At 71.9% G+C, this 22,569-nt stretch carries 19 protein-coding genes and 1 pseudogene; 11 read left to right on the forward strand and 9 right to left on the reverse strand.

The window, feature by feature from the left end:
* Positions 1-5: 5 nt before the first annotated feature.
* The 3 genes from ABZ386_RS05700 to ABZ386_RS05710 all read left to right on the forward strand — a co-directional run bounded on the left by ABZ386_RS05700 (position 6) and on the right by ABZ386_RS05710 (position 4,377).
* Positions 6-809, forward strand: coding sequence for an ABC transporter ATP-binding protein (locus ABZ386_RS05700; protein ID WP_114250745.1), 804 nt, complete (start codon positions 6-8; stop codon positions 807-809).
* A gap of 71 nt (positions 810-880) precedes the next feature.
* Positions 881-2,620 carry an ABC transporter ATP-binding protein gene (locus ABZ386_RS05705; protein ID WP_358963776.1) on the forward strand — a complete coding sequence of 580 codons (1,740 nt, stop codon included), beginning with the start codon at positions 881-883 and terminating at the stop codon, positions 2,618-2,620.
* Positions 2,617-4,377 carry an ABC transporter ATP-binding protein gene (locus ABZ386_RS05710; RefSeq protein ID WP_358963778.1) on the forward strand — a complete coding sequence of 587 codons (1,761 nt, stop codon included), beginning with the start codon at positions 2,617-2,619 and terminating at the stop codon, positions 4,375-4,377. Before ABZ386_RS05705 ends, ABZ386_RS05710 begins: the two co-directional genes overlap by 4 nt.
* Positions 4,378-4,422: 45 nt before the next feature.
* On the opposite strand, the gene ABZ386_RS05715 is transcribed toward ABZ386_RS05710, so the two are convergent.
* Positions 4,423-5,247 carry a class I SAM-dependent methyltransferase gene (locus ABZ386_RS05715; RefSeq protein ID WP_351344797.1) on the reverse strand — a complete coding sequence of 275 codons (825 nt, stop codon included), beginning with the start codon at positions 5,245-5,247 and terminating at the stop codon, positions 4,423-4,425.
* 55 nt (positions 5,248-5,302) lie between these two features.
* The gene (locus tag ABZ386_RS05720) at positions 5,303-5,845 is read right to left on the reverse strand and encodes an amidohydrolase family protein (protein ID WP_358963781.1); all 543 of its coding nucleotides are present in this window, start codon (positions 5,843-5,845) and stop codon (positions 5,303-5,305) included.
* A 58-nt stretch (positions 5,846-5,903) separates the two neighbouring features.
* Between ABZ386_RS05720 and ABZ386_RS05725 the strand changes: the two genes are divergently transcribed.
* Positions 5,904-6,146, forward strand: a complete 243-nt coding sequence (locus ABZ386_RS05725) for a MarR family winged helix-turn-helix transcriptional regulator (RefSeq protein WP_351344791.1) — start codon at positions 5,904-5,906, stop codon at positions 6,144-6,146.
* Between the two features lie 281 nt (positions 6,147-6,427).
* Positions 6,428-6,601, forward strand: a pseudogene (locus ABZ386_RS05730) (IS30 family transposase); the annotation flags it as partial.
* 224 nt (positions 6,602-6,825) lie between these two features.
* Here ABZ386_RS05730 and ABZ386_RS05735 read toward each other — a convergent pair.
* Positions 6,826-7,119 carry a hypothetical protein gene (locus tag ABZ386_RS05735; RefSeq protein WP_351344788.1) on the reverse strand — a complete coding sequence of 98 codons (294 nt, stop codon included), beginning with the start codon at positions 7,117-7,119 and terminating at the stop codon, positions 6,826-6,828.
* A gap of 794 nt (positions 7,120-7,913) precedes the next feature.
* Here ABZ386_RS05735 and ABZ386_RS05740 point away from each other — a divergent pair.
* Positions 7,914-8,324, forward strand: coding sequence for a MerR family transcriptional regulator (locus ABZ386_RS05740; RefSeq protein ID WP_351344785.1), 411 nt, complete (start codon positions 7,914-7,916; stop codon positions 8,322-8,324).
* A 166-nt stretch (positions 8,325-8,490) separates the two neighbouring features.
* The gene (locus tag ABZ386_RS05745; RefSeq protein ID WP_351344782.1) at positions 8,491-9,240 is read left to right on the forward strand and encodes a carboxymuconolactone decarboxylase family protein; all 750 of its coding nucleotides are present in this window, start codon (positions 8,491-8,493) and stop codon (positions 9,238-9,240) included.
* Positions 9,241-9,504: 264 nt separating this feature from the next.
* Here the strand turns inward: ABZ386_RS05745 and ABZ386_RS05750 are convergent, their stop codons facing one another.
* The 5 genes from ABZ386_RS05750 to ABZ386_RS05770 all read right to left on the reverse strand — a co-directional run bounded on the left by ABZ386_RS05750 (position 9,505) and on the right by ABZ386_RS05770 (position 16,088).
* Positions 9,505-9,945: an NUDIX hydrolase gene (locus ABZ386_RS05750; protein WP_358963783.1), complete on the reverse strand. Its 441-nt coding sequence runs from the start codon at positions 9,943-9,945 to the stop codon at positions 9,505-9,507.
* A 465-nt stretch (positions 9,946-10,410) separates the two neighbouring features.
* The gene (locus ABZ386_RS05755) at positions 10,411-11,364 is read right to left on the reverse strand and encodes a M15 family metallopeptidase (protein ID WP_358963785.1); all 954 of its coding nucleotides are present in this window, start codon (positions 11,362-11,364) and stop codon (positions 10,411-10,413) included.
* Positions 11,365-11,407: 43 nt separating this feature from the next.
* Positions 11,408-12,892, reverse strand: a complete 1,485-nt coding sequence (locus tag ABZ386_RS05760; RefSeq protein WP_358963788.1) for an NUDIX domain-containing protein — start codon at positions 12,890-12,892, stop codon at positions 11,408-11,410.
* A gap of 57 nt (positions 12,893-12,949) precedes the next feature.
* Positions 12,950-14,086 carry an NUDIX hydrolase gene (locus ABZ386_RS05765; RefSeq protein ID WP_358963791.1) on the reverse strand — a complete coding sequence of 379 codons (1,137 nt, stop codon included), beginning with the start codon at positions 14,084-14,086 and terminating at the stop codon, positions 12,950-12,952.
* A 61-nt stretch (positions 14,087-14,147) separates the two neighbouring features.
* Complete coding sequence (locus ABZ386_RS05770) at positions 14,148-16,088, reverse strand: ABC transporter ATP-binding protein (protein WP_351344767.1); 1,941 nt, start codon at positions 16,086-16,088, stop codon at positions 14,148-14,150.
* A 936-nt stretch (positions 16,089-17,024) separates the two neighbouring features.
* On the opposite strand from ABZ386_RS05770, the gene ABZ386_RS05775 reads away from it, so the two are divergent.
* The 3 genes from ABZ386_RS05775 to ABZ386_RS05785 are packed head-to-tail and all read left to right on the forward strand — an operon-like array spanning position 17,025 to position 21,527.
* Entirely contained in the window at positions 17,025-17,342 is a 318-nt protein-coding gene (locus ABZ386_RS05775; protein ID WP_351344764.1) for a tyrosine-type recombinase/integrase, read from the forward strand.
* Between the two features lie 28 nt (positions 17,343-17,370).
* Positions 17,371-18,534: an exonuclease SbcCD subunit D gene (locus tag ABZ386_RS05780; RefSeq protein ID WP_356617872.1), complete on the forward strand. Its 1,164-nt coding sequence runs from the start codon at positions 17,371-17,373 to the stop codon at positions 18,532-18,534.
* The gene (locus ABZ386_RS05785) at positions 18,531-21,527 is read left to right on the forward strand and encodes an SMC family ATPase (protein ID WP_358963794.1); all 2,997 of its coding nucleotides are present in this window, start codon (positions 18,531-18,533) and stop codon (positions 21,525-21,527) included. Before ABZ386_RS05780 ends, ABZ386_RS05785 begins: the two co-directional genes overlap by 4 nt.
* Position 21,528: 1 nt before the next feature.
* On the opposite strand, the gene ABZ386_RS05790 is transcribed toward ABZ386_RS05785, so the two are convergent.
* A complete protein-coding gene (locus ABZ386_RS05790) occupies positions 21,529-21,975 on the reverse strand; it encodes an Lrp/AsnC family transcriptional regulator (protein ID WP_114250739.1) in 447 nt (148 codons plus the stop codon).
* Positions 21,976-22,068: 93 nt separating this feature from the next.
* On the opposite strand from ABZ386_RS05790, the gene ABZ386_RS05795 reads away from it, so the two are divergent.
* Positions 22,069-22,542 carry a rhodanese-like domain-containing protein gene (locus tag ABZ386_RS05795; protein WP_358963797.1) on the forward strand — a complete coding sequence of 158 codons (474 nt, stop codon included), beginning with the start codon at positions 22,069-22,071 and terminating at the stop codon, positions 22,540-22,542.
* Positions 22,543-22,569: the final 27 nt, after the last annotated feature.

Consider the following 22,569-nt stretch of genomic DNA (forward strand, 5'->3'; position numbering starts at 1 on the left):
GGAACATGACCGAGCCCGTGGGGATCCGCGTCGAGGGGGTTCGCTTCGGATACCCCGGCCGGCCCGTGCTGCGCGGCGTCGACATGACCGTCGAGCCGGGCCAGTTGACCGCCCTCATCGGCCTCAACGGCTGCGGCAAGTCGACCCTGCTGCGGCTGGCGGCCGGGCTGCTCCGGCCCGACGAGGGAAGCGTCCTGCTCGGCGGGGACGACCTCGCCGGGCTCTCCCGGCGCGCCACCGCCCGGCGTGTCGCGCTGCTGCACCAGTCGGCCCCGGCCGTCCCCGGCATGACCGTACGGCAGCTCGTACGGCAGGGGCGGTACGCGGCCCGGGGCCCGCTCGGCATGCTGCGCGAGGGCGACGACCCCGTGGTGCGGCGGGCCCTGCGCGATGTCGGCGTGGAGGACTGGGCCGAGCGTGACGTCGACGCGCTGTCCGGGGGCGAACGGCAGCGGGTCCGGCTCGCGATGGCACTCGCCCAGGACACCCGCGTCCTGCTGCTCGACGAGCCGACCACCTACCTGGACCTGCATCACCAGCTCGATGTGCTCCAGACCGTGGTGCGGCTGCGTGAGGAGCGCGGTCTCACCGTCGTGATGGTGCTGCACGACCTGGCGCACGCCGCCCGGTTCGCCGAGCGGATCGTGGCGCTGCGGGACGGCCGCGTGGTGGCCGACGGGGCGCCGAAGGAGGTGGTCACGCCCGGACTGCTGGCGGACGTCCTCAAGGTGGCGGGCCGGGTGGGCCAGGACCCCGAGGGCGGCTGGCCGGTGTGTTACCCGGACCACCCTCTCACCGAGGGCGTCTGACACCCGCCCCCCGGCCGCCCGCTCCCACGCGCTCGTCGAGAGCCCCTGCGACCACCCCGAGGAGAGGACCCGTGATCATCCACCCCGAGCTGCGCCGCGCCGCCGGCCACGCCCGGCGGCCTCTGCTGGCCGCCGCCGCCCTGCAGGGGGCCGTCACCCTCACCCACCTCGCGCAGGCCGCGCTGCTCGCCGTCGCCCTCGCCGGCCTGGCCCGGGGCGACACGGACCGGCTCCCCCTGCTCCTCGGAGCCGTGCTCGGAGTCGTCGCCGCCCGGGCCCTGCTCGGCACCTGGCAGCGACGTACCGCCACCCGTGCCGGCGCACAGGCCAGGGTGCGCCTCAGGGACGAACTCCTCGTCCACCTCGGACGGCTCGGACCCGCACACCTGACCACCGCGCGCGCCGGGGCCGTCCGCACCACACTCGTCGACGGGGTGGAGGGCGTCGACGCCTACGTCTCCCGCTACCTGCCCCAGCTCCTCATCACCCTCACCGTGCCGCCCCTGCTGCTCGCCGCCCTCGCCGTCGTCGAACCGCGCGCACTCCTCGGCCTCGTCCCCGCCCTGCTGCTCGCCCTCGCCGGGCCGCGCGTCTGGGACCGGCTCCTCGCCAAGCGCGGCAAGGAGCACTGGGACACCTACGAAGCTCTCGGCGCCGACTACCTGGAGGCCCTGCAGGGCATGCCCGCCCTCCGGGCGGCTGGCGCCGTCGGGCGCGCCCGGGAACGGCTCCAGCAGCGTTCCGCGGCCCTGCACCGGGCGACCGTCGCCAAGCTCCGCGTGTCGCTCGTCGACACCGGCCTGACCGATCTGGCCATCCAGGGCGGCGTCGTGGCCGCCGCGCTGCTCGGCTGCTGGTCGGCCGTCACCGGATCCACCACGGCGACGGGCACCTATCTGGTGCTGCTCCTGGCCTCCGAGTGCTTCCGGCCCGTGCGCGACCTGTCCCGCGAGTGGCACGCCGGGTACCTGGGCGTGTCGGCCGCGGACGGGCTCTCGGCGCTGCGCACGGCCGAACCGGCGGTCCCCGACACGGGAACAGCACCGGCGCGCCGGCCCGCCCCGCCCGAACTGCGCTTCGACAACGTGGAGTTCACCTACGAGGGCGCGCAGGCGCCCGCCGTGCGCCAGGTCACCTTCACCGCCGAGGCAGGGCGCACCACGGCCGTCGTCGGCCCGTCGGGCGCCGGCAAGTCCACGCTGCTCGCCCTGCTCCTGCGGCACCGCGACCCGCAGCAGGGCCGGATCCTCATCGGCGGCCGTGCCGTGACCGAGTACGCCCTCGACTCGCTGCGCCGGAGCATCGCCGTCGTCTCCCAGGAGACGTACCTCTTCCACGCCACCATCGCCGACAACCTGCGCCTCGCCCGGCCGGCCGCCACGGACGACGAGCTCGTACGGGCGGCGCGCACCGCCGGCATCCACGACGAGATCGCCGCCCTCCCCGACGGCTACGCCACCGTCCTCGGCGAACGCGGCGCCACCCTGTCCGGCGGCCAGCGCCAGCGGCTCGCCCTCGCGCGCGCCCTGCTGGCCGACGCTCCGGTCCTCGTGCTCGACGAGGCCACCAGCGCCGTCGACGAACGCCGGGAGGCCGGCATCGTCCGCGAACTGCTCGACGCCGCGGGCGGCCGCACCGTCCTGCTGGTCGCCCACCGGCTCGCCGCCGTGCGGCACGCCGACCGCATCGTGGTGCTGGACGGCGGGCGCGTGGACGCCATCGGCGATCACGCCACCCTCGTCGAGGCCGGGGGCGTCTACGCCGACCTCGTCAAGGCGGGCCGCACTCACGAAGAAGGGCTCGCCGCATGAGCAGCACCACCGACAGCACCACGGCCGAGCTGTCCGCCGTGCCCGCACGCGGCTCACTGCGCGCCCTGCTGCCCGCCCTCGCCGGGCACCGCGCCATGATGACCCGCACCTGTGCCGCCGCCCTCGTCGAACAGGGCTCGCTGGTCACCCTGTTGACGCTGGCCGCGCACACCGTGGGCACCGCCGTCATCGAGGGCCGGGCCCCCTCGGCCGGTACGGTCACCGCTCTCGTCGTCCTGGTCCTCGTCCGCGCCCTGATGACCTGGCGCGAGATGGACCTCTCGCACGACCTGGCCTACCGGGTGCTGGCCGAACTGCGCGTGCGGATCTTCGACGGGCTCGCCCGCAGCGCACCCGCCCGGGTGGCCGGCAAGCGCAGCGGAGACCTCGCCGCCACCGCGATGGCCGACGTCGAGGCCCTGGAGTTCTTCTACGCCCACACCACAGCCCAACTCCTCGCGTCCGGCGTGGTGTTCACCGGTGGAGTCACGGCACTGGCCACGGTGGAGCCGTGGCTGCTGATGGCGATGCTGCCGGTCGCCGCGCTGCTCGCCGCGGCGCCCTTCGCCGATGCGCGCGGACGTGCGGTGCGGGGAGCCCGCACCCGGGCGTCCTCGGCGAAACTCTCGGCGGACACCGTGGAAACCGTCGACGGGCTGCGCGAGCTGCTCGCCTTCGGCGGGCTCGCCGAGCGGCGCGCCCGTCTCGCCGAACAGGGCCGGACGGTGGGCGAGGCCCAGCGGGCCGAGGCGACCTGGGAAGCCATGGCCGCCGCCGTCCGGGACGCCCTCATCGTCCTCGCGGTCCTCGGCGTGGTGGCCACCGCGGCCCAGTCCGTGACCTCCGGGCGGCTGCACGGCGCGTGGGCCCCGGCGGCGATGGCACTGGCCCTGTCGGTGCTCGGCCCGGTCGCCGAGTCGGCCCGGGCCCTGAGCCAGGCCGTGGGTCTGCGCGCCGCGGCCGCCCGCGTCGACGCGGCCCTGAAAGCCCCCGCGCTCGCCCCGCCGCCCGCCTCACCCCGCCCGCTTCCCGCGGGCCCACTGGGCGTCCGGCTGCACCGGGTGAGCTTCGGCTACGGCGGCCGGCCCGTGCTGGACGGCGTCGATCTGACGGTTCCGGCGGGGCGGACTCTCGCCCTGGTCGGTGCCTCGGGGGCCGGCAAGTCGACCTGCGCACACCTGCTGGCCCGCTTCTGGGACCCCTCCGCGGGAGCCGTCCAGCTGGTGCCCGACGGCGAGGACCCCGTCGACCTGCGCGACCTGACCGACGCCCAGCTCCGCGGCGCCGTCGCCGTGGTCGGTCAGGACACCCACCTCTTCCACGGAACCCTCGCCGACAATCTGCTCCTCAGCGCACCCGGTGCGGAGGAGCAACTGCTGGCCGCGACAGCCCGGTTGTGCGGCGTCGACCGGATCGCCCCCCTGGACACCCTCGTCGGCGAGCGCGGCGCCACCCTCTCCGGCGGTCAGCGCGCCCGCGTCGCCCTGGCCCGCGCCCTGCTGGCCGAGCCCAGGGTCCTCGTGCTCGACGAGACCACCGCCCACCTGGACAACGCCTCGGACGCTCAACTCGCCACCGCGCTCGGCGAGGGGCACCGCACCACGATCGTCATCGCCCACCGCCCCGCCACCATCCGCCGCGCCGACCGCGTCGCCGTCCTCGAAGCCGGCCGTATCGCCGAGGAGGGAACCTGGGACGAACTCACCGCCCGCCCCGACAGCGCACTCAACCGCGTCCTGGCCGTCACGTCGCCTTGACGCCGCCGGCCCACGGCACGCGGCCCCGTGACCGACGCCCGCCGGTCACGGCAGCTGGACGAGGGTGAGCCGGTAGGCCTTGACGTGCGGCAGGTTCCGCCCGGCAAGGTCGGTGATCATCTGCCGGCAGGTGCCCGGCAACGCCTCGAACATCCGGGACGGCAGCGCGTCGAGCGTGTGCGAGGCGAGGACCCGCGCCCCCGGCCGCCACGTGCTGATATCGGCCGGATCCGCACAGGCCCACCGGAACCGCGCTTCGACCTTGCTGAGCACGTCGTGCTGGTCCTGGTTGTCGACGACCCAGGGGCCGTTGCTGTCCAGGGCGAGCAGCGAGCCGGGGAAACGCTCGGAGATCAGGTCGACGACACCCCGGACCTCCGCCTCCTCCAGGTAGGGCAGTACGGCTTCCGCGGCGAAGAAGTACGGGCCGTCCGTCCCGGAGACCGCGTCGGCCCATGCCTCGTCCGTCACCGAGCCGGCCACCATCGTCCTGCGCGGGGCGTCGCTGAAGAAGGACCGCCGCAGGTCGATGACGTCGGGCAGGTCCAGGTCGAACCATCGGGCGCGGCCGTTGTCGACGCGTTCGAAGCGAGTGTTGAGGCCGGTGCCGATCTCCACCACGGTCCCGGTGGGATGGGCGGTGAGGAAGTCCGTGATCCAGTGGTCGAACAGGCTCGTGCGCAGGACCGAGCCGAAGAGGCTGGGCTGGTTGTCGAAGCGGCTGAAGTCGTAGTCGATCGATGCGACGATCTCCTCCGCCCTAGGGTCGCGCAGGGCGGGTTCCGGCTTGCGGTTCTCCACCGCCCGGCCGTACAGGGGGATCAGGAGCGTTTCCTGGACGGTGCCCAGGCGCACGGCGTGTTCCGTCATGGGGCGACCTCCTCGTGGGTGGGTCCATGACTCTATATGAAAATGGGATCCATTATTAAGAGTCGGGGTTCGGCAGCCTCGACCTCTCCTGGTCAGCGAGGCCCAGCAGTCGCGTTGCGGTCGAGCTCTTGATGGTGGTGGCCTGTTCGGGCGTGAGGCCCGGGCAGCGTTCGATGAAGCCGACCGGGTCCGGGTCGCCTACCGGGTAGTCGCTGCCCAGGACGATCCGGTTGGCCCCGACGCGGCCGACGAGCGCCGTGAGCACCTCGGGGTCGTACACGCAGGTGTCGTAGTACAGGTCGCGCAGGTACTCGCTCGGCAGTCGGGTGATGTTGCGGGCGCTGTGAGGCATGTTGTGGACGTTGCGGTCGAGGCGGCCGCAGTAGTGGGGCAGGTAACCGCCGCCGTGGGAGACGACGATCTTCAGGGTGGGCAGGTGGTCGAGCAGGCCCTCGTAGATCATCGAAGACAGGGCGCGTGCCTCCTCGACCGTCTGGCCGATGGAGTTCCACAGCCCGTAGTCGAGGTACCAGGGGTCCTTGACCCCGTGCGGATGCATGAAGACGACCAGGTCGCGTTCGGCGATGGCCTCCCACACCGGCCACGTCTGACCGGAGCGGAGCTGGCCCGCCGTCTGACCGTCACCCCCCCAGGCGGTGGCGTCCCTGGTCGCCCGCCTGGAGAGCAAGGGCCAAGTGGAGCGCCACGCCCACCCACGCCACCGTCACGTCCAAGAACTCCACCTCACGGACACGGGCCGCGATGCGCTTCGTGCGGCCGACACCGTGATCACCCAGATCGAGCGGAAGGTCACGGACATCCTGGGCGCGGACGACGCCGCCCAACTGAAGGCCCTGCTCGACCGGGTGACAGAAGCGACTCGCGAACCACGCCCGTAAATCCGTCGCCGGGCGGCGCCCCTGTGGAGCCCGGAACAGATCTGCCAGGCTCTACGGGCCCAGTCCCCCGGCCGACCGGAGATGCGCGTGACCCACGAGACGATCGACCAGGCCCTCTACCTCCAGGGCCGCGGGGGAACTGCGCCGAGAGCTCGCCCGTGTCCCATGGTCATGATCAGCGAACGGCCCGCCTAGGCAGAGGGCCGAAGGGTGCCGACGGCGGAAGCACTGTCCTTGCCGATGATCAGGTCACCTTCCCAGCGGCCGGGCACCGCCCCGGCTCCAACGAGAACACCAACCGCCTGATACGGCAGTACTTCCCCAAGGGCACCGATCTCTCCACCCACAGCCCCGAACACCTGACCGCCGTCGCCGCCGAACTCAACGGACGCCCACGCAAAACGCTCGACTGGGAAACCCCAGCCGAGCGCCTGCACAAACTGCTCGCCGCCTGACCAACACGACCACGTGTTGCGACGACCCCTAGAAACCGCCCCCAGACCCCGGCGCAAAATACGCCAGGGTCTGGGCGTATCCGATCAGTGCCAGTCAGTGGGGGGCTCGGAGCACCGCGCCACCTGCACGTGAGCCCTGCCCCGGCAGCCGCCCTCGCATCCCGTTGCGACTGCAGCCCGATGTGACGTCGTCGTTCTGGGCAGCGGCGGACCAGAACGCTATGTTATTTCAGGTAATGACATGTGGCTTGGACGTATACGCCATAGCTGAGGTAGCCGGTGTTGCCTCCGCTCACTCGATGCAGGTCCGTAATCCCCCCGCCGGGGCATTTCTTGAACGCATCTGCACGGGCTGCATCGTACGCCTTGGCTTCAGTCTGACCGACGCCATAACCCGTTACCGTCTTGACGCGGTAGCCATAGTCATCGGCGCTGGCGCCGCCCGCCGAACCCAGCAGTGCGGCCAATCCGAGTATTCCGACCGCAAGCGCCTTGCCGGTCATGATCTTTGCTGTCACTTGCATATTCCGTTCATCTCCGGACTCCTTCCGACAACACGAAGATCCCGCGACATCGGGACTCGCGCCATCGTTGCGTGGGGGGTAGGTCCAGCTTCCTGGGCAAGCCGGAACAGTGCACCGTTCCGGTCGGTGGAACGCGCGGACGACTCGTTGTAGGTCCCCCGCGGTTCCGTGTACAACTATCGCCGCTGGTCAGGTGTTGGGGAATAGGAGATTGCCGATGCCGCGCATAGACGAGACCGATACCCCAGGGCAGTTGCAAGTTTCCGGGTCGTACGGCTGGTCGGGTAACGACCGGTTTGGGCGCAAAGCAGAGCAGGCGCGGCCTTCATGATCATTGCGGTGTCTGATGCCCAAATGACGGTGCGGAACGAACATCGCGCGCACTATCGCCCGGTCCGTACGCCCCTCCGTGGGAGCAGGCAGCTCGGCCTCCCAGGTCAGAACGTGGTACTTCTCCCAGCCGCCGTTGTCGGCGAGGAAGCCTTCCAGCAGAGCTAGGATCCCGCCGCCTACCGGAACGAGGGGGGGCGACGGTGTGGCGGCCCCTGGCGGCGCTGTACCGGCTCAATCCGCAAACGCTCCGGCCGGCACGCCGCTGTTCGAGATGAGCGGCGGCATGGCGGAAGCCGTGGCCGCCGAAGGGAACTGCCTCTCGTCCGGCTCCGCGAGTACGTCGCAGCCTCACCGCGGTCCTTCCCTGAGCGGGGGCGGTGTCCGGAGATCGTCGCGCCCCTGGCTGCGACGGTTGCCCTTGCGTTGAAGCGCGCTTCAACTCGTACGGTCGTCGTGTGGCGACCGAACGGATCGACGGGACTCTGACCATTGCCGAGACGTCCGAGCTGACCGGGCTCAGCCCTTCCACTCTCCGCTACTACGAACGCATCGGGCTGATCGACGGCGTGGAGCGCGGGCCGGACGGACGGCGCCGTTATCAGGCAGCGGATCTGGCCTGGATGGCGTTTCTGCTGCGGCTGCGGACGACCGGGATGTCCATCCAGGGGATGGTGGCGTTCGCGGAGCTGCGCCGGCACGGAAACGCCACCCTGCGGGAGCGGCTGGAGCTGTTACGGAGACACCAGGCACAGGTCAGCAGGAGGTATGAGGCCGTCATGCGCAGCCTCGACGCCATCGACAACAAGATCGCGCACTACGAGCGACTGGTGGAGGAACGGGATGGGGACATCGGACGACAGGCGTGACACACGGCGGGGGGACGAGGCGGGCAGGGGCAGGCGGGACCTCCTGCGGTACGGAGCTGTTGCAGGGACCAGCGCGATGGCGGCCACCCTGACGAGGCCGGGCGTGGCGGTGGCCGACAGTGCGGATCGTGGACCGTCCAAGCGGTACGCGCGAGGCGCTGCCCGTATGAAGGAAATTGCTGGCGAGGATGCCCTCGCCACGGTGGAGGCGCTGGAGGACATCGCCCCGGACCTGGGGCGCTTCGTGGTCGAGTTCGCGTACGGGGATGTGCACGCACGGCCAGGACTCGACGTAAGGCAGCGGCAGTTGGTGACCATCGGCGCACTGACCGCCGCCGGGGACACCGCCCCGCAGTTGCGGTTCCACATCGGCGCGGCGCTGCATGTCGGACTGGACGCGGCGCAGGTGGTGGAGGCGCTGATCCACCTCGTTCCCTTCGCGGGGTTCCCGCGGACGCTCAACGCGCTGGCCGCCGCACGCACTGTGTTCGAGGAGCGAGGGGTACGCATCGAGCCGATCGAGGTGGAGCCCGGCGGGGACCGTCATTCCCGGGGCGAGGACAAACTGCGGGAGGTCGACGGCGAGCACGGCATCGAGGTGATCGAGTCGCTGAACGACGTGGCGCCGGATCTCGGCCGGTACATCGTCGAGTTCCCCTTCGGAGACATCTACACACGACCGGGGCTCGACCTGCGGCAACGGCAGCTTGTCACCCTGGGCGGACTGATCGCCTTCGGTGACACGGCACCCCAGCAAAAGGTGCACTTCAACGCCGCGCTCAGGGTGGGGCTCTCACCGCGGCAGGTGATCGAGACGGTCATCCAGGCCGTCCCGTACACGGGATTCCCCCGCGCGCTCAATGCCGTCGGTGTCCTGCGCGAGGTCTTCGAGGACCGCGGGATCCGCCCCGTCTGACCGGTATGGGCACGAAGGAACGGATGGCGGGCCGCCCGGCTCATCGACACAGCCCATTTGCCCGAACACGAGGCCGTGGCTGACGGTCGCGGCCCGCCTGTCGATGTGCTGCACCCGGTCCGATCCCTTCCCAGGGCGTCCAGCCGAGCTTGTCGGGGATGGGCGGCGTGCGGGCGCGGGCCAGTTGGCGCTGGCCGTGGATCTGCCGGGCCCGGGTGTTGGTGTCCTCGGCGGGCACGGTTGCCTCGTGGGTGATGTTGGGGGTCAGGTGTGCGTGGCGTCGAGGCGGGCGAAGGCGCGCGGTGCCATCAGTTCCTGCCAGGTCGTGAGATCGTGGACGGCCCACATGTCGTGCTCTGCGGGATCGAGGCGGATCCGGCAGAGCTGGGTCGCGGTCAGCTGCCCTCCGTCGAAGATGAGCCCCACCTTGTTCAGCGGCTGGCGTGGCCCGGCGTGCAGGAAGTGCGTCAGGAGCAGCTTCGGCGTGTCCAGGGCGAGGTCGAGGCCGGTTTCCTCGACTGCCTCGCGCCGGGCGGTCTGCAGCGGGTCCTCGCCCGTGGCGTCGAGGTTGCCGCCCGGGAACTGCCAGAGTCCCGAGCCGTAGACCGAGCGGAGCTGGACTGGCCGGTCGTGCTCGTCGCGGATGTACAGGCAGCCGTACACCGTGTGGTGGGGGACGGTCTGTGCGTACTGCGTGGGCGTCATCGGCAGGGGGCGGCCGGGCCGGGCGGGGCGGTGGTCGAACGCGAGGGCGAGAACGCCGAGGGCTTCCTTGGCCGGCGGGTAGATGCTGCGGAGGTTGGCGAGCAGCTGTCCGGGCGGCCCGTCCGGGTCGATGCGCGCGTGTCCTCCGAGCTGAGCAGGTCCTCGAAGGAGGGGTACGGGGTGATCCGCTGCACGATGATGTCAAGTTCCCGTCCGGTGTCCCGGTCGTGGAAGACGACCGTGTCACCGACTGCGATGGCGCGCTTCTGCGGGGTGGCCACCCTCACTTCGATCGTCTTGCGACGGACGGAACACATCGAACGGAGGCACGCGTGCCTGACGACACCCAGCAGGCGATCCCAGCCGTCCCGGTCTTGGGATCGCAGGAGCGCCAGGGTGCGGTGCCCGCGCTCCTGTGTGTCCGGATCGGCGTGGGTGGCGAGGAAGTGGACGAGGCTGCCGGCGCTAGGGCAGTTGGATCGGTCCGTAGCGCGCGTGCGGCTCCTGCCGCATCAGCGCGTCGTACCGGTCCGCTGTCGAGAAGTGCCAGAACTCGGTCGCATAGTTGGTGAAACCTGCGTTCTCCATGGCGTTGAGCAGCAGCGTGCGGTGGTATCGCGCGCGATCGCTGAGGCCCGGGGCGTGGGTGAAGCAGGCGCCGTCGCTCTCCTCGGGGGAGGCGTTGACGCGGGTGCCGAGGTCGAGTTCGTGGCCGTCCTGGTCGGTGAGGGTTACGTCCACGGCCGCGCCCGCGGAGTGGGGCGCGATCTCCGGTGGTGACACGTACCGGCTGGCGGCCTGGTGCAGTTGCTCAGCTGTCCAGTCGGGGTGAGCGGTGGCCAGCTCGTCCCGGTACGCGGTGAAGTAGTGCCGCTGTAGGGCCAGCGGCCGGTAGCCCTCGATGAACAGCAGGTCGGTGCCGGCGGGCAGGAGCGAGCGGGCGTGCTGCAGCCGGGCGAGGACGCCCTCGCGGACGTGGGCGAAGGCGCCCAGCAGATCTTGCTTGCGGGGATCGACGCGGAAGTTGTGGTCACGCACGTCGACGAGCGGCTCCCCGCACTCGCGCACCGGGATCGCGGCGACCCGCGGATCGGACATCAACACCAGAGGGTTCATCGAGTCTCCCTGTGACGGCTTGCACTGCGGTGGCGGGATGGGGGAGGCACAGGCCAGGCCGGTTTCGCCCAGGATTCGCGCGACGGTGTCCTGCAGCGTGCTGTCGGCCGGGATCACGGTCTCCAGACCGCCGGGCAGCAGATCCAGTTCGCGGTACCAGGAGACGCGGTGGCTGTCGGTGATTTGCTCCAGGTACGCGGCGTCCGCCTTCGACGCGTGTCGGACAAACGTCGTTTCGAGCGGCACGTCCACGTAGTGGCAGCTGGAGACGCCGCGGTGGTCCCGTACCAGAGACGTGATCATGTAGGTGCAGTGGACAGACGACGGGCGCCGCTCGGTGTGCCGGTCACGCGGGCCAGCCCGTCTCGCTGTACAGCTCCCCGTTCTGGATCTTTGAGATGGCTTGGCGGGTGTAGGGGACGACGTTGTCGGGCAGCGCGGCGGGGTCCCAGAATTTCCACTGGGTGCACTTGTCCGGCTCGCGTAGTTCGGGCTCGCCGCTCCAGGTCCGGGCGCGGAAGAACAGGCCCATGCGGGGCCGGTCCCCGGCCTTGTCGATGTGGTGGACGACGTGGACGAGTTCGACATCCTGGCGCTCGATGTGCAGGCCGGCTTCCTCGCGTGCCTCCCTGATCAGGCAGGTGACGGCGTTCTCCTGTTCGCAGTGGCCGGCCAGGGCGTGCCAAGTGGATGGGGCGAACGTGGAGTCGGGGTGGCGCAGCCCGAGCAGCACTTTCCCGTCGGGCCGCTCCAGGTGGAGGTGGACGCCGATGACGTTGAGGACCGTGCCGTGTGGCGAAGCTGGGTGGCGCTCGTCGTGCGATGAGGGCCCGCTCTGCGGCGCGGTGCCGACGGGGTGGCCGGCGGCGTGGCGCCGTACGAGGTCGCTGGTGGAGGGCGCGATGCGCAGGCGGTGGAGGTCGTCGGGGGCGAACCAGGCCAGCATTACCCCTTCCGTCAGGTGGAGTTCGCGAGGGTCGCCGTTCCAGCGGCCGGCGTAGATGCCGATGGACACGGTCGCGCCGGCGTCGTCGGAGGCGTATTCGGTGCCGAACGGGGTCAGGTCGGCGATGTGAAGGCCGGCTTCCTCGGCCAGTTCGCGCCGCACGGTGTGTTCCAGGGTGGCGTCCTGGGGCTCTCGGCCGCCGCCCAGCAGGGACCACATGCCCGGCTCCCAGATCCGGCCGGGGAAGTAGTCACGCAGGTGGAGCAGGTACTCGCCGCGGTCGTTGTAGATCAGGGCGGAGGCGTTGGCCTTATCCGGTTCGGTCTCCGGCGGGAGCCTGAGCAGCTTCTCGCGCAGGGAAGGGGAGGTCACTCTGTCCACGGACCGCCATTCGATGCCGCCGACCTCTTCTTCCCGCAGTACCACCGGCGCCTCGGCGGCGGTGTGCAGGCGGAAGAGGAAGCGAAGGTCGAAGTGCTGGTGGCCGGGTTCGCCTTTGCCCGGGTGGGCGTCGATGTCGTGGATGTCGATGTCGAACGGCACCGTCTCGTAGCCGGGCCACGGCGTGACCGCCTGGGGCGGGATCCCGGTCTCCTCGTGCAGCTCCCGCAGCGCTGTCTCTGTCAGGGACTCGTCGGCGGGCTCGGTGTGTCCGCCGGGGGTGAGGACCCTCCCGCCGGCCAGGTGCAGCACGTGCAGGACGCGGCCGAGCGGGTCGACGACGATCGCGCCGCAGGTGACGTGTCCGGTGAAGGTGAAGCGGCTGGCGATGTCGGTGGGACGTTCGAGGGCGTCCAGGAGGGCGCCGAGCTGCTCGCGCTCGGGAGGGTGGCGAGCGAGGTAGGTCTCGACGGTGGTGCGGATGTGGTCGTGCGACAACGGCATGGGGCTACCTCACAGGGGCGTGGAGCGGGACGAATCGAGACGGGGCGGGTCGGTCGGTCAGGACAGCCGCATCCCCTCCGCCGGGATCTCCTCGATGGCGGCCGCGCGAGCGGTGGGCAGGTCCCACCTCATGTGTGCCGTCTCCACCGCGAGCTGGGCTTGCCGCGCGCCGGGCGGGCCCCAGCCCAGCAGGGCGGCTGCCTGGGCCGGGGTGGCGAGCAGGCGGGCGAAGGGGTGGCCAGTGGCGGGGTCGACGGCCGCCGGCCCGATGGCGGTGACCCGGGCGGCCAGACGGAGCCGGGCGTTGGGCCCCACACCGCCGTAGACCTCACCGGTCTCGTCCAGCACCCAGCCCAGTCGCACCGGATCGGTCAGGGTGAGCTGGGCTTCCTCGGCGGCTTCGCGGTACAGGGTGTCCTCGGGCGTCGCATCGGTGTCCTCCACGGTGCCGCCGGGCAGCATCGGCAGCGCGCCCCGCGGGCCGGGGTCGGCCACCACGACGACCCGGCCGTCGGGCACGAAGCACCACGCCCAGGCTTGCCGCACGGGCAGCCGGTCGGGGACGGGACCGCGGTGGAGAGGGCTGTCCCACAAGGGCCGGTAGCGGACATGGACGTCGTTCCGGTCCAGCGCCGGAACGTCGAGGATGTGCCGGCCGTCGGCAAGGTGAGCGGTGGCGGTGTTCCCGAGCCGGGCACGGTAGGCGGCGAGCATGATCTGCCCGTCCACGGGCCGCAGCCGCTGTACCGCGTCCCGGGTCTCCAGGAAGGCGTACTCGGACAGCTCCTCATGCGGCAGGCGGATCGACTCCACCTGGTCGGGGGTGAGGGTTCCCCCGTCGAAGACGAACCGGACCTCTCCCGGGCACAGGGTGCCGGGCTGAAGATCGGGGTGGTGCGCGGAGAAGGAGTGGACCGCGAGCACGGCCGACAGGGGCAGATCCAGGCCGAGTTCCTCGGTGATCTCGCGCCGGCACGTGACGTGTGGGTGTTCACCGGGTTCGACGACGCCTCCGGGCAGCAGCCACGAGTCGTCCTTGCGGTAGGTGGGATGCACCAGCAGGACCCGGCCGACATCGTCGGTGATGATCGCGGCGGCGCCGAGCCACGCCGCATGCCGGGATGCGGCGTACCGCGCTGCCGGTACTGCGGCACGCGGTTTGACGTGATCCGAAGGGGAGACGGGAGGGGGCACGTACTTCTGCCTTTCGCGACGGTGGACGGGCGAGTGGGCAGCGCGGAACGGCTGAGGGTGATCAGGGGGTGTCGCCGCTCATCCGGCGCTGCAGCTCCCACAGGGTCCGGAAGAGACCTGGCTGCTGGGTGAGCTGGGCGTATGTGCCTTCCTGGACGATCCGCCCTTGGTCCAGGACCACGATCCGGTCGGCGACGGCCACGTTGGTGAGCCGGTGCGTGATCAGCAGGATGGCGCGGTCCTTGGCCAGTTCCCGCAGGCCGGCGAAGATCCGGTGCTCCGCGCGGGCGTCGAGGGCGGCCGTGGGTTCATCCATCACCAGCAGTGCCGCCTGCCGGTGGAACGCGCGGGTAAGGACCAGGCGCTGCCACTGCCCGCCGGACAGCTGCTGTCCGCCGAACCACTCACTGGTCAGGAGGGTGTTGAGGCCGGAGCGCAGGCCCGGCAGCATCTCGGCGGCACCGGACGCCTCGCACGCGGCGAGCACGGCCGCGTCGCTGGTGTCGCCCTGCCCGAACGTGATGTTGTCGCGCATCGTCAGCGGCAGGTAGGTGAACTTCTGCGGCACCAGCGCCACGTGTTCCCACGACCCCCACGGGTCCAGGTCCGCGGTGGAGGCGTGGTCCCAGGCCACGTCGCCCTGGGTGGGCAGGAGCAGGCCGCACAGCAGGCGGGAGAGGGTCGTCTTGCCGGAGCCGTTCTCCCCGACCAGTGCCACGATCTCGCCGCGCCGTACGTGGAGGGAGACGTTGCTCAGGCTGTCCTCCGGGGCGCCGTCGTAGCGGTAGGTGACATCGCGGACCTCGAAGCGCTCCGGGGCCGCGGGCAGGGAGGCGGTGCCGCGGGAGTCGGTCATGGCCTGGCCGTGGGCGTTGTCGAGGAAGTTCTGCCAGTCCTGCACGTACCAGCCGGTGCGTACCAGTCGGGCCCCGCCGTTGATGATGCCGCGCACCGAGCCGGTGGCCGTCTGAAGCGCGAAGACGGCGCCGCCGCCGGCCGCCAGACTCATGCGGCCGGAGGCCAGGAGCCACAGCAGCGCCGCCCACACCGCGGTCGAGGCGATCCCGCCGGCGACAGCGCCGGCCAGTCCCATCCAGGCGCCCGTGTTCGCGGCCTTGCGTTCGGCCGCGTTGACCGAGGCGGCCAGCTTTCGGTACCGGCCGATCAGGAAGGGACCGGCCAGGCAGGCGCGCATCTCCTCGCTGGACTCCATGTAGGCCATGTGCCAGCGCAGCTTGCTCAGCATCCGGCGCCGCCCGGAGGTCTCCAGACCGGCGAGGTAGAGCACGCGTGCGGAGCGGACGTAGGCGGCGGCCTGCGGCAAGCACGCGAGGAAGAGAAGGGGAAGGAGCAGCGGGTGCAGGACGGTCAGGACGGCGGCGCCGGCCGTGAGCGTCGCGGTCGCCGCGAGTACGTCCTGTGCTTCCTCCACAAGGTCGGGGGTGACCTGGGCGCCGCGGTCGGCGATGTCGTAGGCGTCGTTGTAGCCGGGCTTGTTGTTGGCGGCCAGTTCGGCGCCGAGCGCGGCCTCGATCATCGTCAGCTCCGCTGCCCGGCCGAGAACCGGGCGCAGACGGCCGGTCAGCCAGACGACCGTGATGCCCAGCAGCGCGCGCAGGCCGGTGGCCGCGGCGATGACAGCCAGCTGCGGAGCGGCATTCCACAGCCGCTCGGTGATGTTCCCTGAGGAGATCAGCGCGGTGATCGTTCCCGTGACGGCCAGCAGGCCGAGAGCCGCGAGGACGCCCGTCGCGAGCTGGCACACCAGCAGCCCGGTGGTCGCACCGCGGTCCACCCGCCAGGCCATCTGCACCGAGCGCCGTACGAGCGCGGGCAGGCGCCGCGCCATGGTGCGGGAGGTCAGCAGGGAGCCGGCCTGGAGCCGGGACTCATCGCGGTAGAGGTATTCCTCCTCTCGAACACCGGCCTCCTGCGGTTCGTCGTCCGGCGCGGCCCCCCTTGGCGGTTGCGGCGGCTGGTCCTGCGTGATGGCCGAGGTCATCGTTCCCCCTAGGACGGTCGCTGCGGCAGAGTCGTGAGTTCTAACGACTTGGCTGCGATATCGAACACACGTCATTCGGTCGTGCTGGGGAGCCTGATATTTCCTGAGTCAGGGAACGCCGCGGGCGCGGGATCCCTGGTCTGGCTTGGAGCGGCCGCGGGCAGGTAATGGCCGAAACGCCGACACTGCCGAACAGCGTGGGCAGCACGGCGGGCCCATCCCGGTCGCCTCTCCTAGCCGGGATCTGGTTCGGCCTGTAGCAGTTCGGCCGCGGCGATCACCGCGTTCAGCGCGTCTGTCGCCCGGTCGCCCAGGGCGGCCGCGGCGACGGCGTGGTGCGGTGCGTCTCGTGCGGCGTAGGCGTTGAGTCGGGCAACGCTGACGAGGAGTCGAGTACGCGGGCGACATGGCGTCCGGCGCGGTCCAGTTCCAGGGCTGACAGGCCCGTCCGGGTCTGGAAGGCGGCGGTCGGCGGATCGGGATGGTCGAGGAGCTGGACGGCTGCCTCGACGGTGCGGTCGAGGTCGGGTTCAGGAACAGGCGTGTCTTCGGGCCGGCAGTGGGCGTGCAGGAGCAGGGCGATGGCTCCCTCCCACGACGAGGGCGAACTATGCGCGATTTATCGAGCTGCATCTGGGGCCGCAACTCGGAGGAAAGACTCTGGGAAGTGTCACTGGACGGGAAGGCTGTGAGGGATATTGCCGAAAAGATCCGCCCTGATTGGGAGATCTCTGTCTGGCTGATGGCGGGATGCGGTCTGCGGATCGGGGAAGTTCTCGCCGTTCGGCAGGCGGACTTCGAATCTGGCATGCTGCGACTTCGTCGTCAGTTTGTAAGGGTGAAACGGGCTGGTGGATACAAAGCCGAATTGGCGCCTCTGAAGGCTCGTGATGAAGGGGAGTGGCGCGACGTTCCTGTGCCCTCTTACTCGGCGAGGTGCTCGACTCGAACTATCGGACCGATTTCAAGGCAGCGGTCAAGAAGGCGGGATACGGTGACGAGCCGTGGACTGCGCACACGCTGCGTCACTTCTTTGCGAGTAGTGCCATCGCGGGTGGCGTCTCTCTCCTCGAAGTGTCGCGGTGGCTCGGCCACGCAACCATCCAGATCACCGCGGACATCTACGGCCATCTGACGCCGGATGCCGGTGCAAGACCGAGGTCCGTGATGGATCAGGTACTGACAGGCGTTAGCGTGGTCGGTGCCGACAGCGAGGACCGTGCTGGTTCGGTGCTGAGTCCAGGGGCGGAGTAGAGGGAAACATGCAGGTCGGAGCGGCGTCTTGAGAATTCTGCACACGTCCGACTGGCATCTCGGCCGGGCGTTCCACCGGGTGAACATGCTCGGCGCCCAGGCCGAGTTCATCGCCCACCTCGTCACCACCGTGCGGGAGCGGGCCGTGGACGCGGTCGTCGTGTCCGGGGACGTGTACGACCGGGCGGTGCCGCCGCTCGCCGCGGTCGAGCTGTTCGACGACGCCCTGCACCGCCTCGCCGACCTCGGTGTGCCCACCGTCATGATCTCCGGGAACCACGACTCGGCCCGCCGTCTCGGCGTCGGAGCGGGCCTGATCGGCCGGGCCGGCATCCATCTGCGGACCGAGCCCTCGGCGGCCGGCACCCCGGTCGTACTGTCCGACGCCCACGGAGAGGTCGCCTTCTACGGGCTGCCCTATCTCGAACCCGCCCTGGTGAAGGACGAGTTCGGGGTGGAGAAGCCCGGGCACGAGGCCGTGCTCGCGGCCGCCATGGACCGGGTCCGCGCCGACCTCGCCGCCCGTGCGCCCGGCACGCGCTCCGTCGTCCTCGCGCACGCCTTCGTCACCGGTGGCGAACCCAGCGACAGTGAGCGGGACATCACCGTCGGCGGCGTCGCCGCGGTCGCCGCCGGCGTGTTCGACGGCGTCGACTACGTGGCGCTCGGGCATCTGCACGGCTGCCAGACCCTCACCGACCGCGTCCGCTACTCCGGCTCCCCGCTGCCCTACTCCTTCTCCGAGGCCGCCCACCGCAAGAGCATGTGGCTCGTCGACCTGGCCGCCGACGGCTCGATCGACGCCGAACGCGTCGACTGCCCGGTGCCGCGCCCCCTGGCCCGGATCCGCGGCACGCTGGAGGACCTGCTCGCCGACCCGGAGCTGGCCCGCCACGAGGAGGCGTGGGTCGAGGCGACGCTCACCGACCCGGTCCGCCCGGCCGACCCGATGGCCCGGCTCACCGAGCGCTTCCCGCACACGCTCAGCCTCCTCTTCGACCCGGACCGGGACCGGGAGGAGACCGAGGTGTCGTACGCCCGCCGCCTCGCCGGGCGCAGCGACCAGCAGATCGCGGAGGACTTCGTCGCCCATGTGCGCGGCGCCGGACCCGACGCGCGCGAACAGGGCGTGCTGCGGGACGCGTTCGACGCCGTGCGGGCCGACGAGACGGTGCGGGAGGTGGCCCGGTGAGGCTCCACCGGCTCACGCTCACCGCCTTCGGGCCCTTCGGCGGCACCCAGAGCGTCGACTTCGACGAGCTGTCGGCGGCCGGGCTGTTCCTGCTGCACGGCCCCACCGGCGCCGGCAAGACGTCTGTCCTGGACGCCGTCTGCTACGCCCTGTACGGCTCGGTGCCCGGCGCCCGGCAGAGCGGCGGACAGGGCGCGACACTGCGCAGCGACCACGCCGCCCCCGGGACCCGCACCGAGGTCACCCTGGAACTCACCGTCGCCGGGCGGCGGCTGGAGATCACCCGGCAGCCGCCCTGGGAGCGCCCCAAGAAGCGCGGGACGGGCACGACCCTGGACAAGGCGCAGACCTGGCTCCGCGCCTACGACGCGACGGCCGGCACCTGGAAGGACCTCAGCCGTTCCCACCAGGAGATCGGTGAGGAGATCACCCAGCTGCTGGGTATGAGCCGGGAGCAGTTCTGCCAGGTCGTGCTGCTGCCGCAGGGCGACTTCGCCCGGTTCCTGCGCGCCGACGCCGAGGCCCGCGGCAAGCTGCTCGGCCGCTTGTTCGACACCCGCCGTTTCGCCGACGTCGAGAAGCGCCTCGCCGAGCGCCGCCGCGCCACCGAGGCACAGGTGCGGGAGGGCGACGCCGAGCTGCTGGCCGACGCCCACCGCATGCAGCAGGCCGCCGGCGACGCCATGGAGCTGCCGGACCTCGCCCCGGGCGAACCCGGACTCGCCGAGGCCGTGCTGAGCGCGGCCGCCGTCGCCCGCAGCACCGCCCGGGAACAGCTCACCGTCGCCGAATGCGGGCTCGCCGCCGCCGAGTCCGCGCACGCCGCGGCCGCCCGCGCCCTGGACGACGTACGCGAACTCGCCCGGCTGCAGCGGCGGTTCACCGAGGCCCGGGAGCGGGCCGCGCGGCTGGAGGAGGGAGCCGAGGCGTACCGGGAGGCGCAGGCCCTCATGGAGCGGGCCCGCAAGGCCGAGGCGGTCGCGCCCGCCCTGGACCTGCGCGAGTCCGCCGACGCCGAACACCGGCGCACGGCCGCGGCCGAGGCACGCGCGCGTGCCCTGCTGCCCGAGAGCTTCGCCGACGCGGGCGCGGCCGGACTCGCGACCGCCGCACGCCGCGCCGCCGAGGAACTGGGCGGACTGGACTCGGCCCGCCGCGCCGAACGGCGACTGGCCGACCTCCTCGACGAGCGCGCCGGCCTGGACCGCCAGGAGCGCGCCGACGCCGACCTCCTGCACGAGGCCGAGGCCTGGCTCGACGGCTGGGAGGAGAGGCGCACCGCCCTCCAGGCCCGGGTCGACTCCGCGCAGCAGGCCGCCTCCCTGGCCGAGCAGCTCGCCGTACAACGCGAGCCCGCGCAGCAGCGGCTCAAGGCGGCCCGGCTGCGCGACCAGCTCGCCGAGGACACCAACGAGGCCGTCGACCAGGTCAGCACCGCGCGGGAACAGGCCCTGCGCGCCAAGCAGCACTGGCTCGACCTCAAGGAACAGCGCCTGACCGGCATCGCCGCCGAGCTGGCCGCGCACCTCACGGACGGCGAGCCCTGCGCCGTCTGCGGCGCCACCGAGCATCCGGCACCCGCCCGCAAGGTCGCCGGGCACGTCGACCGCGAGGCCGAGGAACAGGCCCTCGCCGCCTTCCAGCGGGCCGACGAACAGCGCGCCGAGTCCGAGCGGCGCCTCGGCGTCGTACGGGAGGCGCTGGCGGCCGCCACCGCCGAGGCCGGTGACACCCCCACCGACCGGCTCGCCGCCGAGGCCGAGGAACTGGAGCAGCGGTACGCGCACGCCCGCGGCGCCGCCGCCGAGCTGCACGCCGCGCAGGAGCGGCTGCGGCAGGCCGGGCACGAGCACGAACGGCGCGTCGCCGCCCGGCAGGAGGCCGCCGTGCGGGCCGCCTCCCGGGTCGGTCACCGGGAGCGGCTGGACCGTGAACGGGCCGCCCTGGAAGAGGAACTGGACCGGGCGCGGGGCGCCCTGGACAGCGTCGCCGCGCGGGCCGCGCAACTGCAGCGGCAGGCCGCGCTGCTCACGGAGGCCGCCGACGCCGCCCGTGCCGCCGAGGACGCGGCGCAGCGGCTCAAGGACGCCGACGCCCGGCTCGCCGACGCCGCCTTCCGCGCCGGCTTCGACACCCCGCAGGCCGCGGCCGCCGCCCTCCTCGACGCCGCCGCCCACCGTGAGCTGCAACGGCGGCTGGACGCCTGGCAGAGCGAGGAGGCCGCCGTACGGGCCGTCCTCGCCGAGGCCGACACCGCGGCCGCCGCCCGGGAGCTGCCCGCCGATGTCGACTCCGCCCGGCAGGCGGCCGACGACGCGGCCCGCCGCCTGCGCGACGCCGCCTCCGCCCATGACGCCGCCGGGCGGCGCTGCGCCGAACTCGACCGGCTGTCCGCCCGGGCGGCCGCCGCCGTGCGCCGGCTGGCGCCGCTGCGCGAGGAGCACGACCGGGTCGCCCGTCTGGCCGGCCTCACCGCCGGCACCTCGGCGGACAACGAACGCCGGATGCGCCTGGAGTCGTACGTGCTGGCCGCCCGGCTGGAGCAGGTCGCCGCCGCCGCGACGGTACGGCTGCGGCGCATGTCGTCCGGCCGCTACACCCTCGTCCACTCCGACGACCGCACCGGACGCGGCCGCAGCGGGCTCGGACTGCACGTCGTCGACGCCTGGACCGGCCGCGAACGCGACACGGCGACGCTGTCCGGCGGCGAGACGTTCTTCGCCTCCCTCGCGCTCGCCCTCGGCCTCGCGGACGTCGTCACGGACGAGGCGGGCGGGGTGCGGCTGGACACCCTCTTCATCGACGAGGGCTTCGGCAGCCTCGACGACCAGACCCTCGACGAGGTCCTCGACGTCCTCGACTCTCTGCGCGAACGGGACCGCAGCGTCGGCATCGTCAGCCACGTGCCCGACCTGCGGCGGCGGATCCACGCCCAGCTGGAGGTCGTCAAGGGCAGGTCGGGGTCGGTGCTCCGGCAGCGCGGCACCGGCTGAGTCAGCGGCCGAGGGGGCGGCGGGGGAGGGGCGAGGAGTACACGACGCTCGTGGTGACCGAGCCCAGCGCCCCGATCCGCCCCGCCACCTCCTCCAGGTGCCGCATCGAGCGGGCCGTCACCTTGATGACGAAGCAGTCGTCGCCCGTGACGTGGTGCGCCTCCAGGATCTCGGGCGTGACGGCGACGAGGTCGTGGAAGGGCTTGTAGTTGCCGTTCGGGTAGCGCAGCCGGACGAACGCGAGGATCGGCAGCCCGAGGCGCTCCGGGTCGACCACCGCCGCGTAGCCCTGGATGACCCCGGCCTCCTCCATGCGCCGCACCCGTTCGGTGACCGCGCTCGCCGACATGGAGACGGCCCGGGCCAGCTCGGCGAAACTCGCCCGGCCCTCCCGCTGGAGGACGTCGAGGATGCGCCAGTCGGTGGCGTCCGGGGAATACTCGGTCATCACCGAGGAATAGCAGGGAAATCCCCGGCGGATCAAGCAGAACGCCGGGGAACGCCACTTCAGGAGGGCGGTCATCGGCCGTAGCTTTTCGGCATGACCACCACCGTGAACCCCGTGCTGCGCGTCGCCCCCGCCGCCCCGGCCGAGGCCGCCGCCCACTTCCGCGCCGGTCTCGCCTTCCACACCGACGTGTCCGACGTCGCGGCCGCACTCGCCGCGGGCGGCGACCCGGGCTTCGTCCTCGTCGACTCCCGCTCCACCGAGGCGTGGGACCAGGGCCACGTCCCCGGCGCGCTCCACCTGCCCACCACGCTCGTGACCGAGCAGGCCGGGCAGCTCCTGGACCGGTCGGTGCCGGTGGTGACGTACTGCTGGGGACCCGGCTGCAACGGGGCCGCCCGCGCCGCACTGGCCCTCGCCGAACTCGGCTACCACGTCAAGGAGATGCTCGGCGGCTTCGAGTACTGGGTGCGCGAGGGCCTCGAGTTCGAGACGTGGCGGGGCCGGGAGCGACGGGCCCCGGATCCGCTGACGGCTCCCGTGGACGCCGCCGACTGCGGCTGCTGAACCCCCGGTTTTTGGCCGCGAGTTGAC

Source organism: Streptomyces sp. NPDC006140 (assembly GCF_040628815.1).
GTDB lineage: Bacteria > Actinomycetota > Actinomycetes > Streptomycetales > Streptomycetaceae > Streptomyces.